Source organism: Streptomyces sp. NBC_00096, assembly GCF_045041305.1.
Lineage (GTDB): Bacteria > Actinomycetota > Actinomycetes > Streptomycetales > Streptomycetaceae > Streptomyces.
In genome coordinates this window covers 4,568,000-4,583,270 of record NZ_CP108221.1, presented here as the reverse complement: position 1 = coordinate 4,583,270, position 15,271 = coordinate 4,568,000, and the positions used below count along the sequence as shown (strand labels likewise).

Here is a 15,271-nt window from a genome sequence, read left to right as displayed (position 1 = left end):
CTCACCCACCGGACCCCACCCCGGGACGGCGGTGGCGGCGCCCCCGCCCAGGCCTCCGCCGGACGGAGTCCGGCGCAGCGGGCCGAAGCCCGGGAGGCCCGCCAGGGCCGAGCGGTGCGAGGGGCGCGTCAGAGAGGAGAGCGGCGGATCAGGAGGAGGGCCCGGTCGTCGTTGACGTCCTTGGCCACCTTTTCGATGAGGTGCCAGGCCGCGCCCTCCCACCCGGCGGAGACGTAGCGGTCGGCCTCGCCGGTGAGGCGGTCCATGCCCTCGCTGATCTCGCGCTCGGCGGTTTCGACGAGGCCGTCGGTGAAGAGCATCAGGACGTCGCCGGGCCGCAGGTTCCCCCGGGCCGGTTCGAACTCGGCGCCGTCGTAGACGCCCAGCAGCGGCCCTTCGCCGGAGACCTCCTGCCAGCGGCCGGTGCCGGCGCAGAGCTGGAGGGCGGGCAGGTGACCGGCGGAGAGGAGCTCGTAGTCGCCGGTCTCCAGGTCGAGGACGAGGTGGATGGAGGTGGCGAAACCCTCGTCCCAGTCCTGGCGGAGCAGGTAGCCGTTGGCGGCCGGCAGGAAGCCGTGCGGCGGGAGGGCTCCCAGCAGGCCGCCGAAGGCGCCGGACAGGAGGAGCGCGCGGGAGCCCGCTTCCATCCCCTTGCCGGAGACGTCGGTGAGGACGATCTCCAGGGTGCGGCCGCCGTTGGTGCGGGCGGCGACGACGAAGTCTCCGGAGAAGGACTGCCCGCCGGCCGGGCGCAGGGCCATCTCGCGGTGCCAGCCGCGCGGCAGGGCGGGGAGCTTGCTCTGGACCCGGATGCGTTCGCGCAGGTCGAAGAGCATGGTGCCGCCGCGTCGCCAGGGCACGCCGACGCGGCTGCGGAACTGTGCGATGACCAGTCCGAAGAATCCGCAGGCGGCGACGACGAGCACGGTGCCGGGGGTGACCCGGGCGGGGCCCTGGGTGTAGGGCCCGAGGACGAGGGCCTCGACGATGAGCGCGGCCGCGGAGGCCGCGTACAGCGCGAGCAGGCTGGCGGGGCGCAGGAGCAGGCCGCCCGCCACGATCGGCAGGACGAGTGCGGCCGGCGAGAACCACACCGGCAGCATCAGGGTGCCGCAGGCGATGGCCGGGATGGTGATCAGCAGGCCGCCGAAGGCGAGCCAGTCGGAGGCGTCGCCGCGGAAGTAATCGACGGCGGATTTGCGCAGGGCGGTGCGGGCCCGGTGCCACATCATGCGTGTCCGGGCCAGGAGGGTCTCCACGTGCTCTCCGGCCATTGCTTCGGGACCCTATCCATCCCGGCTGTGCGCGCGCAGGGGTACCCCCTGAGATGGGGTCCATCGGCGTCCGAAAACAGATCGACCAGGACGGATTGCCCTGATAAGGATGGCCGTATGGCTCTTGAGACGCGCGTATTGCAAGCTGATGAGTGGGATGTCTGGTACGACCACCTGGAACTGGCGTTCGGTGGAGTGCCCGAATCCCCCGAGGAGCGGGAACTGTACAAGTCGCTGACCGAGACGGAGCGCTCCCTCGGTGTGTGGGACGGCGGGGCCTGCGTCGGCTCGGCCGGGGCCTTCTCCTTCCGCCTCTCCGTGCCGGGCGGGGCGCTCGTGCCCGCCGCGGGGGTCACGATGGTGGGCGTCTCCCCCACCCACCGCAGACAGGGGGTGCTGACTTCGCTGATGCGGCGCCAGTTGGACGACGTCCGGGCGGGTGGTGAACCGCTCGCCGTGCTGACGGCCTCCGATCCGGCGATCTACGGGCGCTTCGGCTACGGCACCGCCGTCTACGCGATGGCGCTCGACATCGACACCACCCGCGTACGGCTCTCCGTGCCGCCGGGGACCGACGAGGTGCGGCTGCGGCTGGTCGATGCGCACAAGGCCCTGGCCGACTGCGAGCGGGTCTACGCGGCGCTGGTCGCGGCCCGGCCCGGCATCCCGGCCCGGCAGCCCGGCTGGGAGCTGCTGTCGCTGCTGGACACGGAGTCGACGCGGGCGGGCGCCTCGCCGCTGAAGTGCGTTGTCGCCGAGCGGGCGGACGGCGAGGTCGTCGGGTACGCCCGCTACCGGGTGAAGGCCGACTGGGAACTGAGCGGCGCGGACGGGCGGGTGGACGTCGTCGATCTCGACGCGCTGGACCCGGCGGCGTACGCGGCGCTGTGGCGGTACGTGTTCTCGATCGACCTGACCTGGCGGGTGCGGGCCACCCGGCGGCCGGCGGACGACGCGGTGCTGCACCTGGTCACCGATGTCCGGCGGTCGGTGGCGCGGCTGCGCGACTCGATGCACGTACGGCTGGTGGACCTGCCGGCGGCGCTGACGGCGCGGACCTACGGGGCCCCGCTGGACGTGGTGCTGGAGGTCGAGGACGCGTTCTGCCCGTGGAACGCGGGGCGCTGGCGGCTGTCCGCCGGTCCGGACGGGTCCGCCACCTGTACCCGGACGGATGACCCGGCCGACCTGGAACTGTCGGTACGGGAGCTCGGCGGGGCCTACCTGGGCGGGATCACGCTGAACTCGCTGGCCGCGGCCGGCCTGGTCCGGGAGCTCCGCGCGGGAGCGCTGACGGCGGCCTCCCGGGCCTTCGCCGGTGACGTGGCCCCCTGGCTGCCGCACGGCTTCTAAGCCGTCCCTCCCGGATCTTGCCGGGCCCGGGAATGCGACGGACCGGTGCTGTTCAGCGGCCCTGGCACCCCGGGCACCAGAAGAGGTTGCGGGCGGCGAGATCGGCGGTGCGGATCTCGCCCCCGCAGATGTGGCAGGGCATGTTCGCCCTCCGGTAGACGTACACCTCGCCGCCGTGGTCGTCCACCCTCGGCGGGCGGCCCATGGCCTCGGGCAGGTGTTCGTCGCGGACGGTGTCGATCCGGTTGTTCCGCACGCCCTCGCGCATGAGGAGCACCAGATCGGCCCAGATCGCGTCCCACTCGCTCCGCCCGAGGTCCTTTCCCAGGCGGTACGGGTCGATGCCGTGCCGGAAGAGCACCTCGGCGCGGTAGACGTTGCCGACGCCCGAGACGACCTTCTGGTCCATCAGCAGGGCGGCGACGGTGGTGCGGGAGCGGGAGATGCGGGCCCAGGCGGTGTCCGGGTCGTCGCCGCCGCGCAGGGGGTCCGGGCCGAGCCGGTCGCTTATCGCCCGCTTCTCCTCGTCCGTGATCCACGCGCAGGTGGTCGGGCCGCGCAGGTCGGAGAAGTAGGCGTCGTTGGCGAGGCGCAGCCTGACGGTGTCGGTGGCCGGCGGGGCGGGCGCCGGGCCGAGGGCGTACTTGCCGAAGAGCCCGAGGTGGATGTGGATCCAGCCGCTCTCCCGGAAGCCGAGGAAGAGGTGCTTCCCGTGGGCGTCGACGCCGTCCAGGAGCCGCCCGTCGAGCAGGGCCGCGCTCTCGGCGAACCGGCCCTGGGGACTGCTGACGGCGACCTCCCGTCCGGCGAACCGGTGGAGGTGGTCCTCGGCGAGGCGGTGGATCGTATGCCCCTCGGGCACGGCGGTACTCCTCGGAAACGAAAATCCGGCCGCGCCGCCCCGCAGGGCGCCGCGGCCGGAAGCGGAATCAGCCCTGCGGGTGGTGCGCCGGGATCGGGGGGAGCTCGCCGGTCTGCTCGTAGGCCGAGAGCATGTCGATGCGGCGGGTGTGGCGCTCCTCGTCGGAGTACGGGGTCTTCAGGAACGCGTCGATGAAGCTGACGACCTCGTCCTGGGTGTGCATGCGGCCGCCGACGGAGATGACGTTGGCGTTGTTGTGCTCGCGGCCGAGCTCGGCGGTCTGGACGCTCCACGCGAGGATGGCGCGGATGCCCTTGACCTTGTTCGCGGCGATCTGCTCGCCGTTGCCGGAGCCGCCGATCACGATGCCGAGGGAGCCGGCGTCCCCGGCCGTCTTCTCCGCGGCCCGCAGGCAGAACGGCGGGTAGTCGTCCACCGCGTCGTAGATGTGGGGCCCGCAGTCGACGGGCTCGTGGCCGTTGTTCTTGAGCCAGTCCACCAGGTGGTTCTTGAGCTCAAAGCCGGCATGGTCGGATCCGAGGTACACGCGCATGGGTCGAGTGTGGCACGGGCGCCCCCGACGGGCCGCAGCGGGTGTCGCGTAAGTCACTTCTAAAGCTCAAGTAAACCCAAAGGACGCAGATGGGACACGGTGGGGCCAAGGTCCTGGACCTTCGTCCCATCGCAACGATCCGGATTGAGGTCTTCCGCCCTGCGTCATCTCAGGTTTGAATGCCCGGGCTCGCAACCCGAGAACCTAAGGATCCGTCCATGAGTTCCACGACGACCCTTCAGAAGGCAGGCGACCCGACCGGTGAACCCGGTTCCGCCCAGTCCTCCGACGGTCTGAAGGCCGGTCTCAAGAACCGCCACCTGTCCATGATCGCCATCGGCGGCGTCATCGGCGCCGGCCTCTTCGTCGGCTCCGGCGGCGGCATCGCCAAGACCGGTCCCGCCATCCTGCTCTCCTACGCGCTGGTCGGCGCGATGGTCGTCTTCGTCATGCGGATGCTGGGCGAGATGGCCGCGGCCAGCCCGAACTCCGGTTCCTTCTCCGCGTACGCGGACCGGGCGCTCGGCCGCTGGGCCGGATTCTCCATCGGCTGGCTGTACTGGTTCTTCTGGGTCGTCGTGCTGGCCGTCGAGGCCACCGCCGGAGCCGTGATCCTGCACGGCTGGGTGCCGGCCGTCCCGCAGTGGGGCTGGGCGCTGATCGTGATGGCGGTGCTGACGGTCACCAACCTCGGCTCGGTCGCCTCGTACGGCGAGTTCGAGTTCTGGTTCGCCGGCATCAAGGTCGTCGCCATCGGCGGCTTCGTGATCATCGGCATGCTGGCCGTCTTCGGCGTGCTGCCGGGCTCGGACAACCCTGGCGCGGGCTTCGCCCACCTCACCGACACGGGCGGCTTCATGCCGAACGGCTGGGGATCGGTCCTCACCGGCGTGCTGATGGTCGTCTTCTCCTTCATGGGCAGCGAGATCGTCACGCTGGCCGCCGGCGAGTCCGAGGACCCGCGGCGCGCGGTCACCAAGGCCACCAACTCGGTGATCTGGCGGATCGGCGTCTTCTACCTGGGCTCGATCTTCATCGTCCTCACCCTGCTGCCGTGGAACGACAAGTCGATCACCGAGAAGGGCTCGTACGTCGCCGCCCTGGACTCGATCGGCATCGCGCACGCCGGACAGATCATGAACGTGATCGTGCTGACGGCCGTGCTGTCCTGCCTGAACTCCGGGCTGTACACCGCCTCCCGCATGGCGTTCTCGCTGGGCGAGCGCGGCGATGCCCCGAAGGCCTTCGCCAAGGTGAGCAAGCGCGGCGTGCCGACGGCCGCGATCCTGGGCTCCGTGGTCTTCGGCTTCGTCGCCGTCTACTTCAACTACGCCTTCAAGGACACGGTCTTCAGCTTCCTGCTGAACGCCTCGGGCGCGATCGCGCTGTTCGTGTGGCTGGTGATCTGCCTGACCCAGCTGCGGATGCGCGGGATCCTGATGAGCGAGGCGCCGGAGAAGGTGACGGTGAAGATGTGGTTCTTCCCGTACCTGACCTGGGCCACCGCCGCGATGATCACCTTCGTCCTGGGCTACATGGTCTACGACAAGGACAACCGCGAGACCGTCCTGCTGTCGCTGCTGGTGGCGGCCGTGGTGATCGTCATCGGCGTGGTCCGCGACGTACGCCGCAAGGCGGCCGCGCGCCTCTCCGCGTGATCGCGGGGACATAGGAACGACGGAAGCGGCCCCGGACCGCGCCAACGGTCCGGGGCCGCCGCCGTCTCCTTCCGGTGCGACGGGCCGCGTACCCTCGGGCCGGTGCCCCGCAATGCGAAGAAGCCCCGCCGACTGGTCGTCGACGGGCGCGTGTACATGTGGACGATGAGCCACCGTCACCGCAGGGACGGGGACGGCCGGGCCGTGGACTGCAGCCAGACCCTCACTCTGTCCCCGCAGCCGTCCGGCAGCGGCGGCCCGCTGCGCATCGTCTTCGCCGACGGCCCCGGCCGGTACGTCCCGGGCGGGGCCCCCTTCGGCTCCGGGGACGTGGGCTTCACCCGGGGCGCCGACCTCAACCTGCACGAGCCGGGCGCCGTACGTGCCCTGCTGGACGAGGCCCTGGCCCGCGGCTGGCGGCCCGACGACCGCCGGCCGGTGGAGGTCGACGGCTGGACCCTGATCGAGGCGGTGGCCGTCCGGGCCGGGGGCACCGGCCCCGCGGCTCCGTAGGACGATCCGCGTGCGGCGTCAGCCGCGGCGGCCCACCAGCTGCCACGCGGCGGGCAGCAGGCCCATCGCCAGCGCGGCCTTGAGCGCGTCGCCGATCAGGAAGGGCGTCAGCCCGGCCGCTACGGCCGCGCCGTAGGACATCCCGGTGGACAGCGCCAGGTAGGGCACGCCGACGGCGTAGATGACCGCGGAGCCCAGCACCATCGTGCCCGCCGTGCGCAGGACCGAGCGGTCGGCGCCGCGCCGCGCGAGGGCGCCCACCAGGGTGGCGGCGAGCAGCATTCCGAGCACGTAGCCGAAGGAGGCGCCGCCCGCTCCGGAGGTGCCGCCCGCGAACCACGGCACGCCGGCCATGCCGACGAGGGCGTAGAGGGCGAGCGAGAGGAAGCCGCGGCGGGCGCCGAAGGCGGTCCCGACCAGGAGGGCGGCGAAGGTCTGTCCGGTGACGGGGACCGGGGAGCCGGGGACGGGCACGGCGATCTGCGCGGCCAGGCCGGTGAGCGCGGCTCCGCCGGCGACGAGCGCGATGTCGCGGACGCGGCTCGCGGAAGCGGGCAGCAGGTCGGCGAGGACGGCGCCGGGCCGGAAGGAGACGGAAGCAGTGCTCATCGGGGACTCCGCGGGAGGGTGCTGGCGACAGGAACGATCACCGACGTTAGTCCCGGGCACGGGGCCGCATCAGGGTCGCCCGGAACAAAGCCGCCCTCACCGGTTTGGTGGGGAGTGAACAAAGAGCCTGCTTGACACCCGAGTTGAAGTGATCCGCATCACGAGCCAGATCCGACAGCACGTCCGTTTTGCACGGATGGGCGCTCTCCAGTGAGACTGTAGGGTCCCTCCAACTGTCGCGGCGCCCCGGCGGCCGCGCCCACCGCCGCCAGGCCACAGAGAGTACGAGCACCCCTCATGCGCGACCTCCCGTCCGCCCCGTCCGCCCCCGTGGACGGGCTCCCACCGGAGCCCCTGAGCCACAGCCTCAAGCAGCGACACCTGACCATGCTGGGCCTCGGCGGCGTGATCGGCGCCGGGCTGTTCGTCGGCTCCGGCGCCGGCATCACCATCGCCGGTCCCGCGATCATCTGCTCGTACCTGCTCGCCGGCGTCCTCGCGATGCTGGTCATGCGGGCGCTCGGCGAGATGTCGGCGGCGATGCCGGCCTCCGGCTCCTTCTCCGTCTACGCCGAGAAGGCGCTCGGCCGCTGGGCCGGTTTCTCGGCGGGCTGGCTGTACTGGTTCCTGCTGGTCGTGGTGCTGGCCGTGGAGGCGACCGCCGCCGCGAAGATCGCGAACGGCTGGCTGCCCTCGGTGGACCAGTGGGTCTGGGTGCTCGTCTTCATGGTGGTCTTCACCGTGAGCAACCTGGCCGCCGTGCGGAACTTCGGCGAGTTCGAGTTCTGGTTCGCGGCCCTGAAGGTCGGCGCGATCGTGCTGTTCCTGATCCTGGGCACGCTGGCCGTGTTCGGCTTCCTCCCCGACACCGACGCGATCGGCATGGCCAACCTGACCGGCCAGGGCGGCTTCTTCCCGAACGGCGCGAGCGGTGTGGTCGCCGGCATGCTGGCCGTCGTCTTCGCCTTCGGCGGCCTGGAGGTCGTCACCATCGCGGCCGCCGAGTCGGACGACCCGGCCAGGTCCGTGGCCCGCGCGGTGCGCAGCGCCGTATGGCGCATCCTCTTCTTCTACGTCGGCTCGATGCTGGTCATCGTGACCCTGCTGCCGTGGGACTCGTTGGAGCCGGGCCAGAGCCCGTACGTGGCGGTCCTCGACTCGATCGGCATCCCGCACGCCGGCCAGATCATGGACGTCGTGATCTTCGTGGCGCTGCTGTCGGCGCTCAATGCCAACCTGTACGGGTCCTCGCGCATGGTGTTCTCGCTGGCGGAGCGGGGCGAGGCCCCGAAGGCCCTGCTGAAGGTGTCGGGCGGCGGGGTGCCGCGCCGGGCGGTGTTCGCGTCGGTGGCCTTCGGGTTCGTCTCGGTCGTGCTGAACCTGCTGTGGCCGGACACGATCTTCCTCTACATGCTCAACGCGGTGGGCGCGGTGCTGCTCTTCGTGTGGGCGCTGATCGCGGTCTCGCAGCTGAAGCTGCGCCGGAAGATCGAGCGGGACATGCCCGAGCGGCTGACGCTGCCGATGTGGCTGTTCCCGTACGCGACGTGGGCGGCGCTGCTCGGGATGGGCACGGTGCTGGTCCTGATGCTGTTCGACGATTCGGCTCGGCCGCAGCTGCTGTGGTCCTCGGGCGCGGCGGCCGCGGTGCTGGCGGTGGCGTGGTTCCGCGAGCTCCGGGACAAGCGCGACAGCGCACGCGGGTGATCACCTCACGTAAGACTCCTGTCCGGATATTGGACACTAAGGATCCGATAAACGGACAGTGGGCAGACTGGGGCACCTCACCCCGTCCACCCGCACACCGGACAGGCACCACTCCATGAGCCAGAGCACCCTGACCCCGCACGGGCAGAAGCCCGCGGACCCCGCGGACCCCGCGATCGCCGACGGGTCCTCGCCCCTCGGCAACGGACTCAAGCAGCGCCACCTCTCGATGATCGCCCTCGGCGGTGTCATCGGCGCCGGGCTCTTCGTCGGCTCCGGAGCGGGCATCGCGGCGGCCGGTCCCTCGATCGTGCTCGCGTACGCCGCCTCCGGCCTGCTCGTGATGTTCGTGATGCGGATGCTCGGCGAGATGTCCGCCGCCAACCCCTCCTCCGGCTCCTTCTCGGTGCACGCGGAGCGGGCCATCGGCCCGTGGGCGGGCTTCACCGCCGGCTGGATGTTCTGGACCCTGCTGTGCGTGGGCGTCGCCATCGAGGCCATCGGCGCGGCGCACATCATGACGGGCTGGTTCCCGGGCACCCCCTCGTGGATGTGGGTGCTGGCCTTCATGGCGCTGTTCTGCGGCTCCAACCTGGCGGCCGTCTCCAACTTCGGCGAGTTCGAGTTCTGGTTCGCCGCCCTGAAGATCGGCGCCATCGCGCTCTTCCTCGGCCTGGGCGTCCTGGCCGTCATGGGCGTGCTGCCCGGCACCGACTCCCCCGGCTCCGCCAATCTGCTCCACGACGGCGGCTTCCTGCCCAACGGCGTGGACGGACTGCTGGTCGGCCTGCTCGCCTCCGTCGTCGCGTACGGCGGTCTGGAGACGGTGACCATCGCGGCCGCCGAGTCCGACAACCCGGTCCGGGGCGTCGCCAGGGCCGTGAAGACCACCATGTGGCGGATCGCGATCGTCTACGTCGGCTCGATGCTGGTCATCGTCACGCTGCTGCCGTGGAACGACCCGGCGGTCACCACCGAGGGCCCGTACGCGGCCACCCTGGACCACCTGGGCATCGCGCACGCGGGGCAGGTCATGAACGTGGTCATCCTGATCGCCCTGCTGTCCGCGATGAACGCGAACATCTACGGCTCCTCCCGCATGGCCTACTCCCTCGTCTCCCGCGGCCAGGGCCCCAAGGCGCTGGGCAAGGTCTCCGGCCGGGTGCCGCGCCGCGCGGTGCTCGCCTCCTCCGGCTTCGGCTTCGTCACCGTGCTGCTGTCGTACTGGTACCCGGACACCCTCTTCGCCTGGCTGCTGAACATGGTCGGCGGCGTCATCCTCGTCGTCTGGGGCTTCATCGCCGTCTCGCAGTTCGTGCTGCGCCGCCGGACGGAGCGCGAGGCCCCCGAGAAGCTGGTCGTGAAGATGTGGGGCTTCCCGTACCTGACCTGGGTCGCGCTGGCCGGACTGGCCGGGGTCCTGGTCCTGATGGCCATGGGTGAGGACACCCGCGTCCAGCTCGTCTTCACCGGCGGCCTGACCCTGGCGCTGGCCGCCACCGGGTACGTCATCCAGCGGCGGGCCGCCGCCGGAAGCTGACCCGAGCCGCCCCGTACGACGAAGGCGCGTCCCGTGCAATGGCACGGGACGCGCCTTCGTCGTGGGCCGCACCTCGCACGCCACACGTCGCACGCCGTACTGAGGTGACCCTTATGCGACCTCTGGAATAGATACTGCTAGCGTGCAGTTGCGCATTGATTGCAATAAGCAGTTGGCACGCCGAGGGGACCGGATAACACGCATGGCCATCTACACACTTCCTGAGCTTCCTTACGACTACGCGGCTCTCGAGCCGGTGATCAACCCGCAGATCATCGAGCTGCACCACGACAAGCACCACGCGGCCTACGTCGCGGGCGCCAACAACACGCTGGAGCAGCTGGCGGAGGCGCGCGACAAGGAGAACTGGGGCGCGCTGAACGGCCTGGAGAAAAACCTCGCGTTCCACCTCTCCGGCCACATCCTGCACAGCATCTACTGGCACAACATGGCCAGCCCGAAGACCGGCGAGGGCGGCGGCGAGCCCACCGCGGCCGACGGCCTGGGCGACCTGGCCGACGCGATCACCGAGTCCTTCGGCTCCTTCGCGAAGTTCAGGAAGCAGCTGACCTTCGCGTCCTCCGCGACCCAGGGCTCCGGCTGGGGCGTGCTCGCGTACGAGCCGGTCAGCGGGCGCCTGATCGTCGAGCAGGTCTACGACCACCAGGGCAACATCGGCGTCGCCAGCACCCCGGTCCTGGTCTTCGACGCCTGGGAGCACGCCTTCTACCTGCAGTACAAGAACCAGAAGGTGGACTTCATCGAGGCGATGTGGAACGTCGTCAACTGGCAGGACGTGGCCAAGCGCTACTCCGACGCCAAGGCGAACACCCCGCTGCTGATCCCCGTCAAGGGCTGATCCGCGCCACCGAATCCCGTCCGCCTCGTGATCGTCTTCTCAACCTTCACTTGCGGGCGTGTCCACCAGAATGCCCCCGCGAGGACGTGACTCGCGGGGGTCTTCTGTGTCCCCCGCGGCGTCCGCGTCCGCGCTGTCGACGAGACCGTCCACTTCGCCGACCGCCGTGAACTCGCGCGCCAGCCCGGTCTCGTGCAGCCGCGCGAACGGGGTGAAGGGGATGCCGAACTCCGACTCCCCGCGGTCGAAGTTCCAGCTCTTGTGCACCTGGAAGCGGTAGTCGCTCACCACGGACCCGTCCTCGTGCACCCGTACCGTGCCGCTGATCCGGTACTGGGCCCCGCGCAGCGCCAGCCACCAGTCCGCGCTCCCCCGCCGGGTGAGCAGCACCCCGCGCCAGCCGCTGTCCGCCGCGTACGCGCCCGGCTCGCCGAGCGAGCGCGCGGCCTCCCGCCACTCGGCCAGGCGCCGGTCCACCTCTTCCCGTACGGCGGGCACCGCGAGCAGCGCCCGCGCGTCGACCCGGTACGGGCGGCCCGTGCCCCGGAGGTAGTGGCGCAGGGTGCCGGCGGCGTGGCGGACCCCGAGGGCCGTCCACAGCGGGGGCACCGCGACGCAAGCTGCCCGCAGCACCCGGTCTCGGGGGCGTGCGGGCAGGCTGGCGTGCGCGGCGTTGTCGTTCGGTATCGCGGGCTCCGCCCGGCCGCCGGAGCGGCCGAGCGGTTCCTCGCGCGTACCCTCGTGCGTCGAGCTGATCCCCATACGGGGACGTTAAGGGAGGAAGGGGATGCCCGCCTCCCGGGAGGAGCCCCCGGGTTGCCCGACCAGTCCCCGACTAGTCGAAGATCGGGCCCTGGGTGCGGGTGCGCTTGATCTCGTAGAAGCCGGGGGTGGAGGCGACCAGCAGGGTCCCGTCCCAGAGGCGGGCCGCGGCTTCGCCGCGCGGGGCCGGGGTGACGACCGGGCCGAAGAAGGCCACTTCCCCGCCGTCGGCGCCGGGCACCGAGATGACCGGGGTGCCGACCTCCTGGCCGACGCGGTTGATGCCGTCGTTGTGGGAGTCGCGCAGGACCTCGTCGTACTCGTCGGAGTCGGCGTAGTGGATCAGCTCGGCGGGCAGGCCCACCTCGTCCAGGGCCTCGGCGATCGCCTCGCGGGTCGGGCCCGTGCCGCCGTTGTGGAAGCGGGTGCCGAGCGCGGTGTAGAGCTTGCCGGTGACCTCGTCGCCGAACTTCTGCTGGGCGGCGACGACCACGCGCACGGGGGCCCAGCCCTTGGGGCCGAGCAGGTCGCGGTAGACCTCGGGCAGTTCGTCGAGCTTGTTCTCGTTCAGGACGGCGAGGCTCATCACGTGCCAGCGGACCTCGACGTCACGGACCTTCTCGACCTCCAGCATCCAGCGGGACGTCATCCAGGCCCAGGGGCACAGCGGGTCGAACCAGAAGTCGACAGGGGTCTTCTCGCGCACCTGGGTGTCAGCCATGTCTCTCCTCGCATAGGAACGTTCCTCCCTGCCCAACCGCTCCGACCGCACACGCATTCCCCCGTGGGAGGATTCGGTCAGGTATCGCGATCACGCACGAAGGAGTGCACGTGCCCGGAGAGAATCTGTCCCGTGACGAGGCCCGCCAGCGGGCCGAGCTGCTGTCCGTCGACGGGTACGAAGTGGTCCTCGACCTGAGGTCCGCGGTGGACGAGGCCGAACCGGCCGACGGCCCCAGGACCTTCCGCTCGGTGACCACCGTCCGCTTCCGGGCCGCCGCTCCGGGGGCCGCCAGCTTCGCAGACCTCATCGCGCCCGCGGTGAACTCCGTGACCCTCAACGGGCGCGAGCTGGACCCGGCCGAGGTCTTCGACGGCGCGCGGATCTCCCTGGACGGGCTGGCCTCCGAGAACGTCCTGGTGGTGGACGCCGACTGCGCCTACAGCCGGACCGGCGAGGGCATGCACCGCTTCGTGGACCCGGAGGACGGCGAGGTCTACCTCTACACCCAGTACGAGCCGGCCGACGCCCGGCGGGTGTACGCGAACTTCGAGCAGCCCGACCTCAAGGCCCCGTACCGCTTCGAGGTGACGGCGCCCGAGGGCTGGCAGGTCTGGAGCAACGGCGCCGAGGAGTCCCGCGAGGGGCAGACCCGCCGCTTCGCCGAGACCGCGCCCATCTCCACGTACATCACCTGCGTGGTGGCGGGGCCGTACCACTACGTCACGGACACCTACACGCGCGGGGACCTGACGATCCCGCTCGGCGCGATCTGCCGCAAGGGGCTGGCCAAGCACTTCGACGCGGACGAGGTGTTCCTCGTCACGAAGCAGGGGTTCGACCTCTTCCACGAGATCTTCGACTACCCGTACCCCTTCGGGAAGTACGACCAGGCCTTCGTGCCGGAGTACAACCTGGGCGCCATGGAGAACCCGGGGATGGTGACCTTCCGGGAGGAGTACATCTTCCGCGGGAAGGTCACGCAGGCCTCCTACGAGCGGCGCGCGAACACGATCCTGCACGAGATGGCGCACATGTGGTTCGGCGACCTGGTCACCATGAAGTGGTGGGACGACCTGTGGCTGAAGGAGTCCTTCGCGGACTTCATGGGCTCCTTCGCACTGGTCGAGGCCACCCGTTTCGACCAGGCGTGGGTCACCTTCGCCAACAGCCGCAAGGCGTGGGCCTACCGGGCCGACCAGCTGCCGTCCACGCACCCGATCACGGCCGACATCCGTGACCTGGAGGACGCGAAGCTGAACTTCGACGGCATCACGTACGCCAAGGGCGCCGCGGTGCTCAAGCAGCTCGTGGCGTACGTGGGGCGCGACGCGTTCCTGGACGGCGCGCGGCGCTACTTCAAGGCGAACGCGTACGGGAACACCACGCTGGACGACCTGCTGTCGGTGCTCGCCGAGGTCTCCGGGCGGGACATGGCCGAGTGGTCGCGGGCGTGGCTGCAGACGGCCGGCGTCAACGCGCTGACCCCGGTGGTGACGTGTGACGCGGGCGGCCGGGTGACCGAACTGGCGGTGGTCCAGGACGGCGACGAGCTGCGTCCGCACCGGGTGGCGGTCGGCCTGTACCGGCTGTCCGGCGAGGGCTCCCTGGTCCGGTACGCGCGCGCCGAGACGGACGTGGCCGGGGCCCGGACCGTGGTGGCCGAACTGGCCGGGCAGGAACGGCCCGACCTGGTGCTCGTCAACGACGACGACCTCACGTACTGCAAGATCCGCTTCGACGAGGCCTCGCTGGCCACGCTGCGCTCCCACCTGGGCTCGGTGGCGGACCCGCTGAGCCGCGCGCTGTGCTGGTCGGCACTGTGGAACCTGACGCGTGACGGGCTGATGCCGGCCCGGGACTTCGTCTCGCTCGTCGTGGCCCACGCGGGCCGCGAGACGGACGTCGGCGTGCTCCAGATGCTGCACTCGCAGGCGCTGTCCGCCGTCTCGCACTACGCGGCGCCCGGCTGGCGGGAGCAGGGCGGCCGGGTGCTGGCGGCGTGCGCGCTGCAGGAACTGCGGTTCGCGGAGCCGGGCTCGGAGCACCAGCTGACGTGGGCCCGCTTCTTCGCGGCGGGCGCGGCGACCGAGGGCGACTTCCAGCTGCTGCTGGGGCTGCTGGAGGGAACGGCGCGGGTCGACGGGCTGGACGTGGACCAGGAGCTGCGCTGGGACTTCCTGCTGCCGCTGGCCGCGCACGGGGCGATCGGCGAGGACGCCATCGCCGCCGAACTGGCGCGGGACGACACGGCGTCGGGCAAGCGGCACCAGGTGCGCTGCCTGGCGGCGCGGCCGTCGGCGGCGGTCAAGGACCAGGCGTGGGTGGCGGTGGTGGAGTCGGACGCGCTGTCGAACGCGCTGGTCGAGGCCACGATCGCGGGGATGCAGCAGCCTTCGCAGCGGGCCCTGCTCGCGCCGTACACGGAGCGCTACTTCGCCGCCATCGAGGGGCTCTGGGCCGACCGGTCGATCCAGATCGGCATGGACGTGGTGCGGGGGCTGTACCCCTCGCTGCAGAGCTCCCAGGCGACGGTGGACGCGACTGACGCCTGGCTGACGGCGCACGAGTCGGCTCCGCCTGCATTGCGGCGGCTGGTCCTTGAGTCCCGGGACGACCTGGCGCGGGCGCTGCGCGGCCAGGCGTGCGACGTGGCGGCGGCGGGCTGACCCCGCGGGGCCTTCCGGGCGCTGCCCGGACCCGCGCCCCGAACGCCGGCGGGGCCGGATTTCGCCGGCCTCGGCCTGCACGCACGTCGGCGGGGCTGGAAGATCCAGCCCCGCCGATGTTTGAGCTCCAGGAACGGGGCTTCGGCGGCGCACTCCATCGGCAGTCGAACGCCCGTACTTTAGCCCCGTCT

General features: G+C 71.2%; 13 protein-coding genes. 7 read left to right on the top strand and 6 right to left on the bottom strand.

Annotated elements, in window-relative coordinates:
• Positions 1-128: 128 nt before the first annotated feature.
• The gene (locus tag OG904_RS20120; protein WP_405492879.1) at positions 129-1,274 is read right to left on the bottom strand and encodes a PP2C family protein-serine/threonine phosphatase; all 1,146 of its coding nucleotides are present in this window, start codon (positions 1,272-1,274) and stop codon (positions 129-131) included.
• A 117-nt stretch (positions 1,275-1,391) separates the two neighbouring features.
• Between OG904_RS20120 and OG904_RS20115 the strand changes: the two genes are divergently transcribed.
• Positions 1,392-2,627, top strand: a complete 1,236-nt coding sequence (locus OG904_RS20115; RefSeq protein ID WP_405492877.1) for a GNAT family N-acetyltransferase — start codon at positions 1,392-1,394, stop codon at positions 2,625-2,627.
• A 52-nt stretch (positions 2,628-2,679) separates the two neighbouring features.
• On the opposite strand, the gene OG904_RS20110 is transcribed toward OG904_RS20115, so the two are convergent.
• The gene (locus OG904_RS20110) at positions 2,680-3,489 is read right to left on the bottom strand and encodes an Fpg/Nei family DNA glycosylase (protein WP_405492875.1); all 810 of its coding nucleotides are present in this window, start codon (positions 3,487-3,489) and stop codon (positions 2,680-2,682) included.
• 67 nt (positions 3,490-3,556) lie between these two features.
• Positions 3,557-4,042: a ribose-5-phosphate isomerase gene (locus OG904_RS20105; RefSeq protein ID WP_405492873.1), complete on the bottom strand. Its 486-nt coding sequence runs from the start codon at positions 4,040-4,042 to the stop codon at positions 3,557-3,559.
• Between the two features lie 218 nt (positions 4,043-4,260).
• Here OG904_RS20105 and OG904_RS20100 point away from each other — a divergent pair, with 218 nt between their 5' ends.
• Both OG904_RS20100 and OG904_RS20095 read left to right on the top strand, forming a co-directional pair.
• Positions 4,261-5,700, top strand: coding sequence for an amino acid permease (locus OG904_RS20100; protein ID WP_405492871.1), 1,440 nt, complete (start codon positions 4,261-4,263; stop codon positions 5,698-5,700).
• 102 nt (positions 5,701-5,802) lie between these two features.
• Entirely contained in the window at positions 5,803-6,213 is a 411-nt protein-coding gene (locus OG904_RS20095) for a hypothetical protein (RefSeq protein WP_405492869.1), read from the top strand.
• An 18-nt stretch (positions 6,214-6,231) separates the two neighbouring features.
• On the opposite strand, the gene OG904_RS20090 is transcribed toward OG904_RS20095, so the two are convergent.
• Complete coding sequence (locus OG904_RS20090) at positions 6,232-6,822, bottom strand: biotin transporter BioY (RefSeq protein WP_405492867.1); 591 nt, start codon at positions 6,820-6,822, stop codon at positions 6,232-6,234.
• Between the two features lie 297 nt (positions 6,823-7,119).
• Here OG904_RS20090 and OG904_RS20085 point away from each other — a divergent pair, with 297 nt between their 5' ends.
• The 3 genes from OG904_RS20085 (at position 7,120) to OG904_RS20075 (ending at position 10,928) form a co-directional block, all read left to right on the top strand.
• On the top strand, positions 7,120-8,529 hold the full coding sequence (locus OG904_RS20085) for an amino acid permease (RefSeq protein ID WP_405492865.1): 1,410 nt from the start codon (positions 7,120-7,122) through the stop codon (positions 8,527-8,529).
• 115 nt (positions 8,530-8,644) lie between these two features.
• Entirely contained in the window at positions 8,645-10,069 is a 1,425-nt protein-coding gene (locus OG904_RS20080; RefSeq protein ID WP_405492863.1) for an amino acid permease, read from the top strand.
• A 202-nt stretch (positions 10,070-10,271) separates the two neighbouring features.
• Positions 10,272-10,928 (top strand): superoxide dismutase, encoded by a 657-nt coding sequence (locus OG904_RS20075; RefSeq protein WP_405492861.1) that lies wholly within the window; start codon positions 10,272-10,274, stop codon positions 10,926-10,928.
• A gap of 39 nt (positions 10,929-10,967) precedes the next feature.
• Here the strand turns inward: OG904_RS20075 and OG904_RS20070 are convergent, their stop codons facing one another.
• Both OG904_RS20070 and OG904_RS20065 read right to left on the bottom strand, forming a co-directional pair.
• Positions 10,968-11,690 (bottom strand): hypothetical protein, encoded by a 723-nt coding sequence (locus tag OG904_RS20070; RefSeq protein WP_405492859.1) that lies wholly within the window; start codon positions 11,688-11,690, stop codon positions 10,968-10,970.
• Positions 11,691-11,763: 73 nt separating this feature from the next.
• The gene (locus OG904_RS20065) at positions 11,764-12,411 is read right to left on the bottom strand and encodes a DsbA family protein (RefSeq protein ID WP_405492857.1); all 648 of its coding nucleotides are present in this window, start codon (positions 12,409-12,411) and stop codon (positions 11,764-11,766) included.
• A gap of 110 nt (positions 12,412-12,521) precedes the next feature.
• Here OG904_RS20065 and pepN point away from each other — a divergent pair, with 110 nt between their 5' ends.
• Complete coding sequence (pepN, locus tag OG904_RS20060) at positions 12,522-15,080, top strand: aminopeptidase N (RefSeq protein WP_405492855.1); 2,559 nt, start codon at positions 12,522-12,524, stop codon at positions 15,078-15,080.
• Positions 15,081-15,271: the final 191 nt, after the last annotated feature.

Bases quoted from the DNA above. Each gene is read 5' to 3' on its own strand.
- OG904_RS20090 (WP_405492867.1), bottom strand. From the start codon at position 6,822: ATGAGCACTGCTTCCGTCTCCTTCCGGCCCGGCGCCGTCCTCGCCGAC.
- OG904_RS20115 (WP_405492877.1), top strand. From the start codon at position 1,392: ATGGCTCTTGAGACGCGCGTATTGCAAGCTGATGAGTGGGATGTCTGG.
- OG904_RS20100 (WP_405492871.1), top strand. From the start codon at position 4,261: ATGAGTTCCACGACGACCCTTCAGAAGGCAGGCGACCCGACCGGTGAA.
- OG904_RS20085 (WP_405492865.1), top strand. From the start codon at position 7,120: ATGCGCGACCTCCCGTCCGCCCCGTCCGCCCCCGTGGACGGGCTCCCA.
- OG904_RS20070 (WP_405492859.1), bottom strand. From the start codon at position 11,690: ATGGGGATCAGCTCGACGCACGAGGGTACGCGCGAGGAACCGCTCGGC.
- OG904_RS20065 (WP_405492857.1), bottom strand. From the start codon at position 12,411: ATGGCTGACACCCAGGTGCGCGAGAAGACCCCTGTCGACTTCTGGTTC.
- OG904_RS20105 (WP_405492873.1), bottom strand. From the start codon at position 4,042: ATGCGCGTGTACCTCGGATCCGACCATGCCGGCTTTGAGCTCAAGAAC.
- OG904_RS20075 (WP_405492861.1), top strand. From the start codon at position 10,272: ATGGCCATCTACACACTTCCTGAGCTTCCTTACGACTACGCGGCTCTC.
- OG904_RS20120 (WP_405492879.1), bottom strand. From the start codon at position 1,274: ATGGCCGGAGAGCACGTGGAGACCCTCCTGGCCCGGACACGCATGATG.
- OG904_RS20080 (WP_405492863.1), top strand. From the start codon at position 8,645: ATGAGCCAGAGCACCCTGACCCCGCACGGGCAGAAGCCCGCGGACCCC.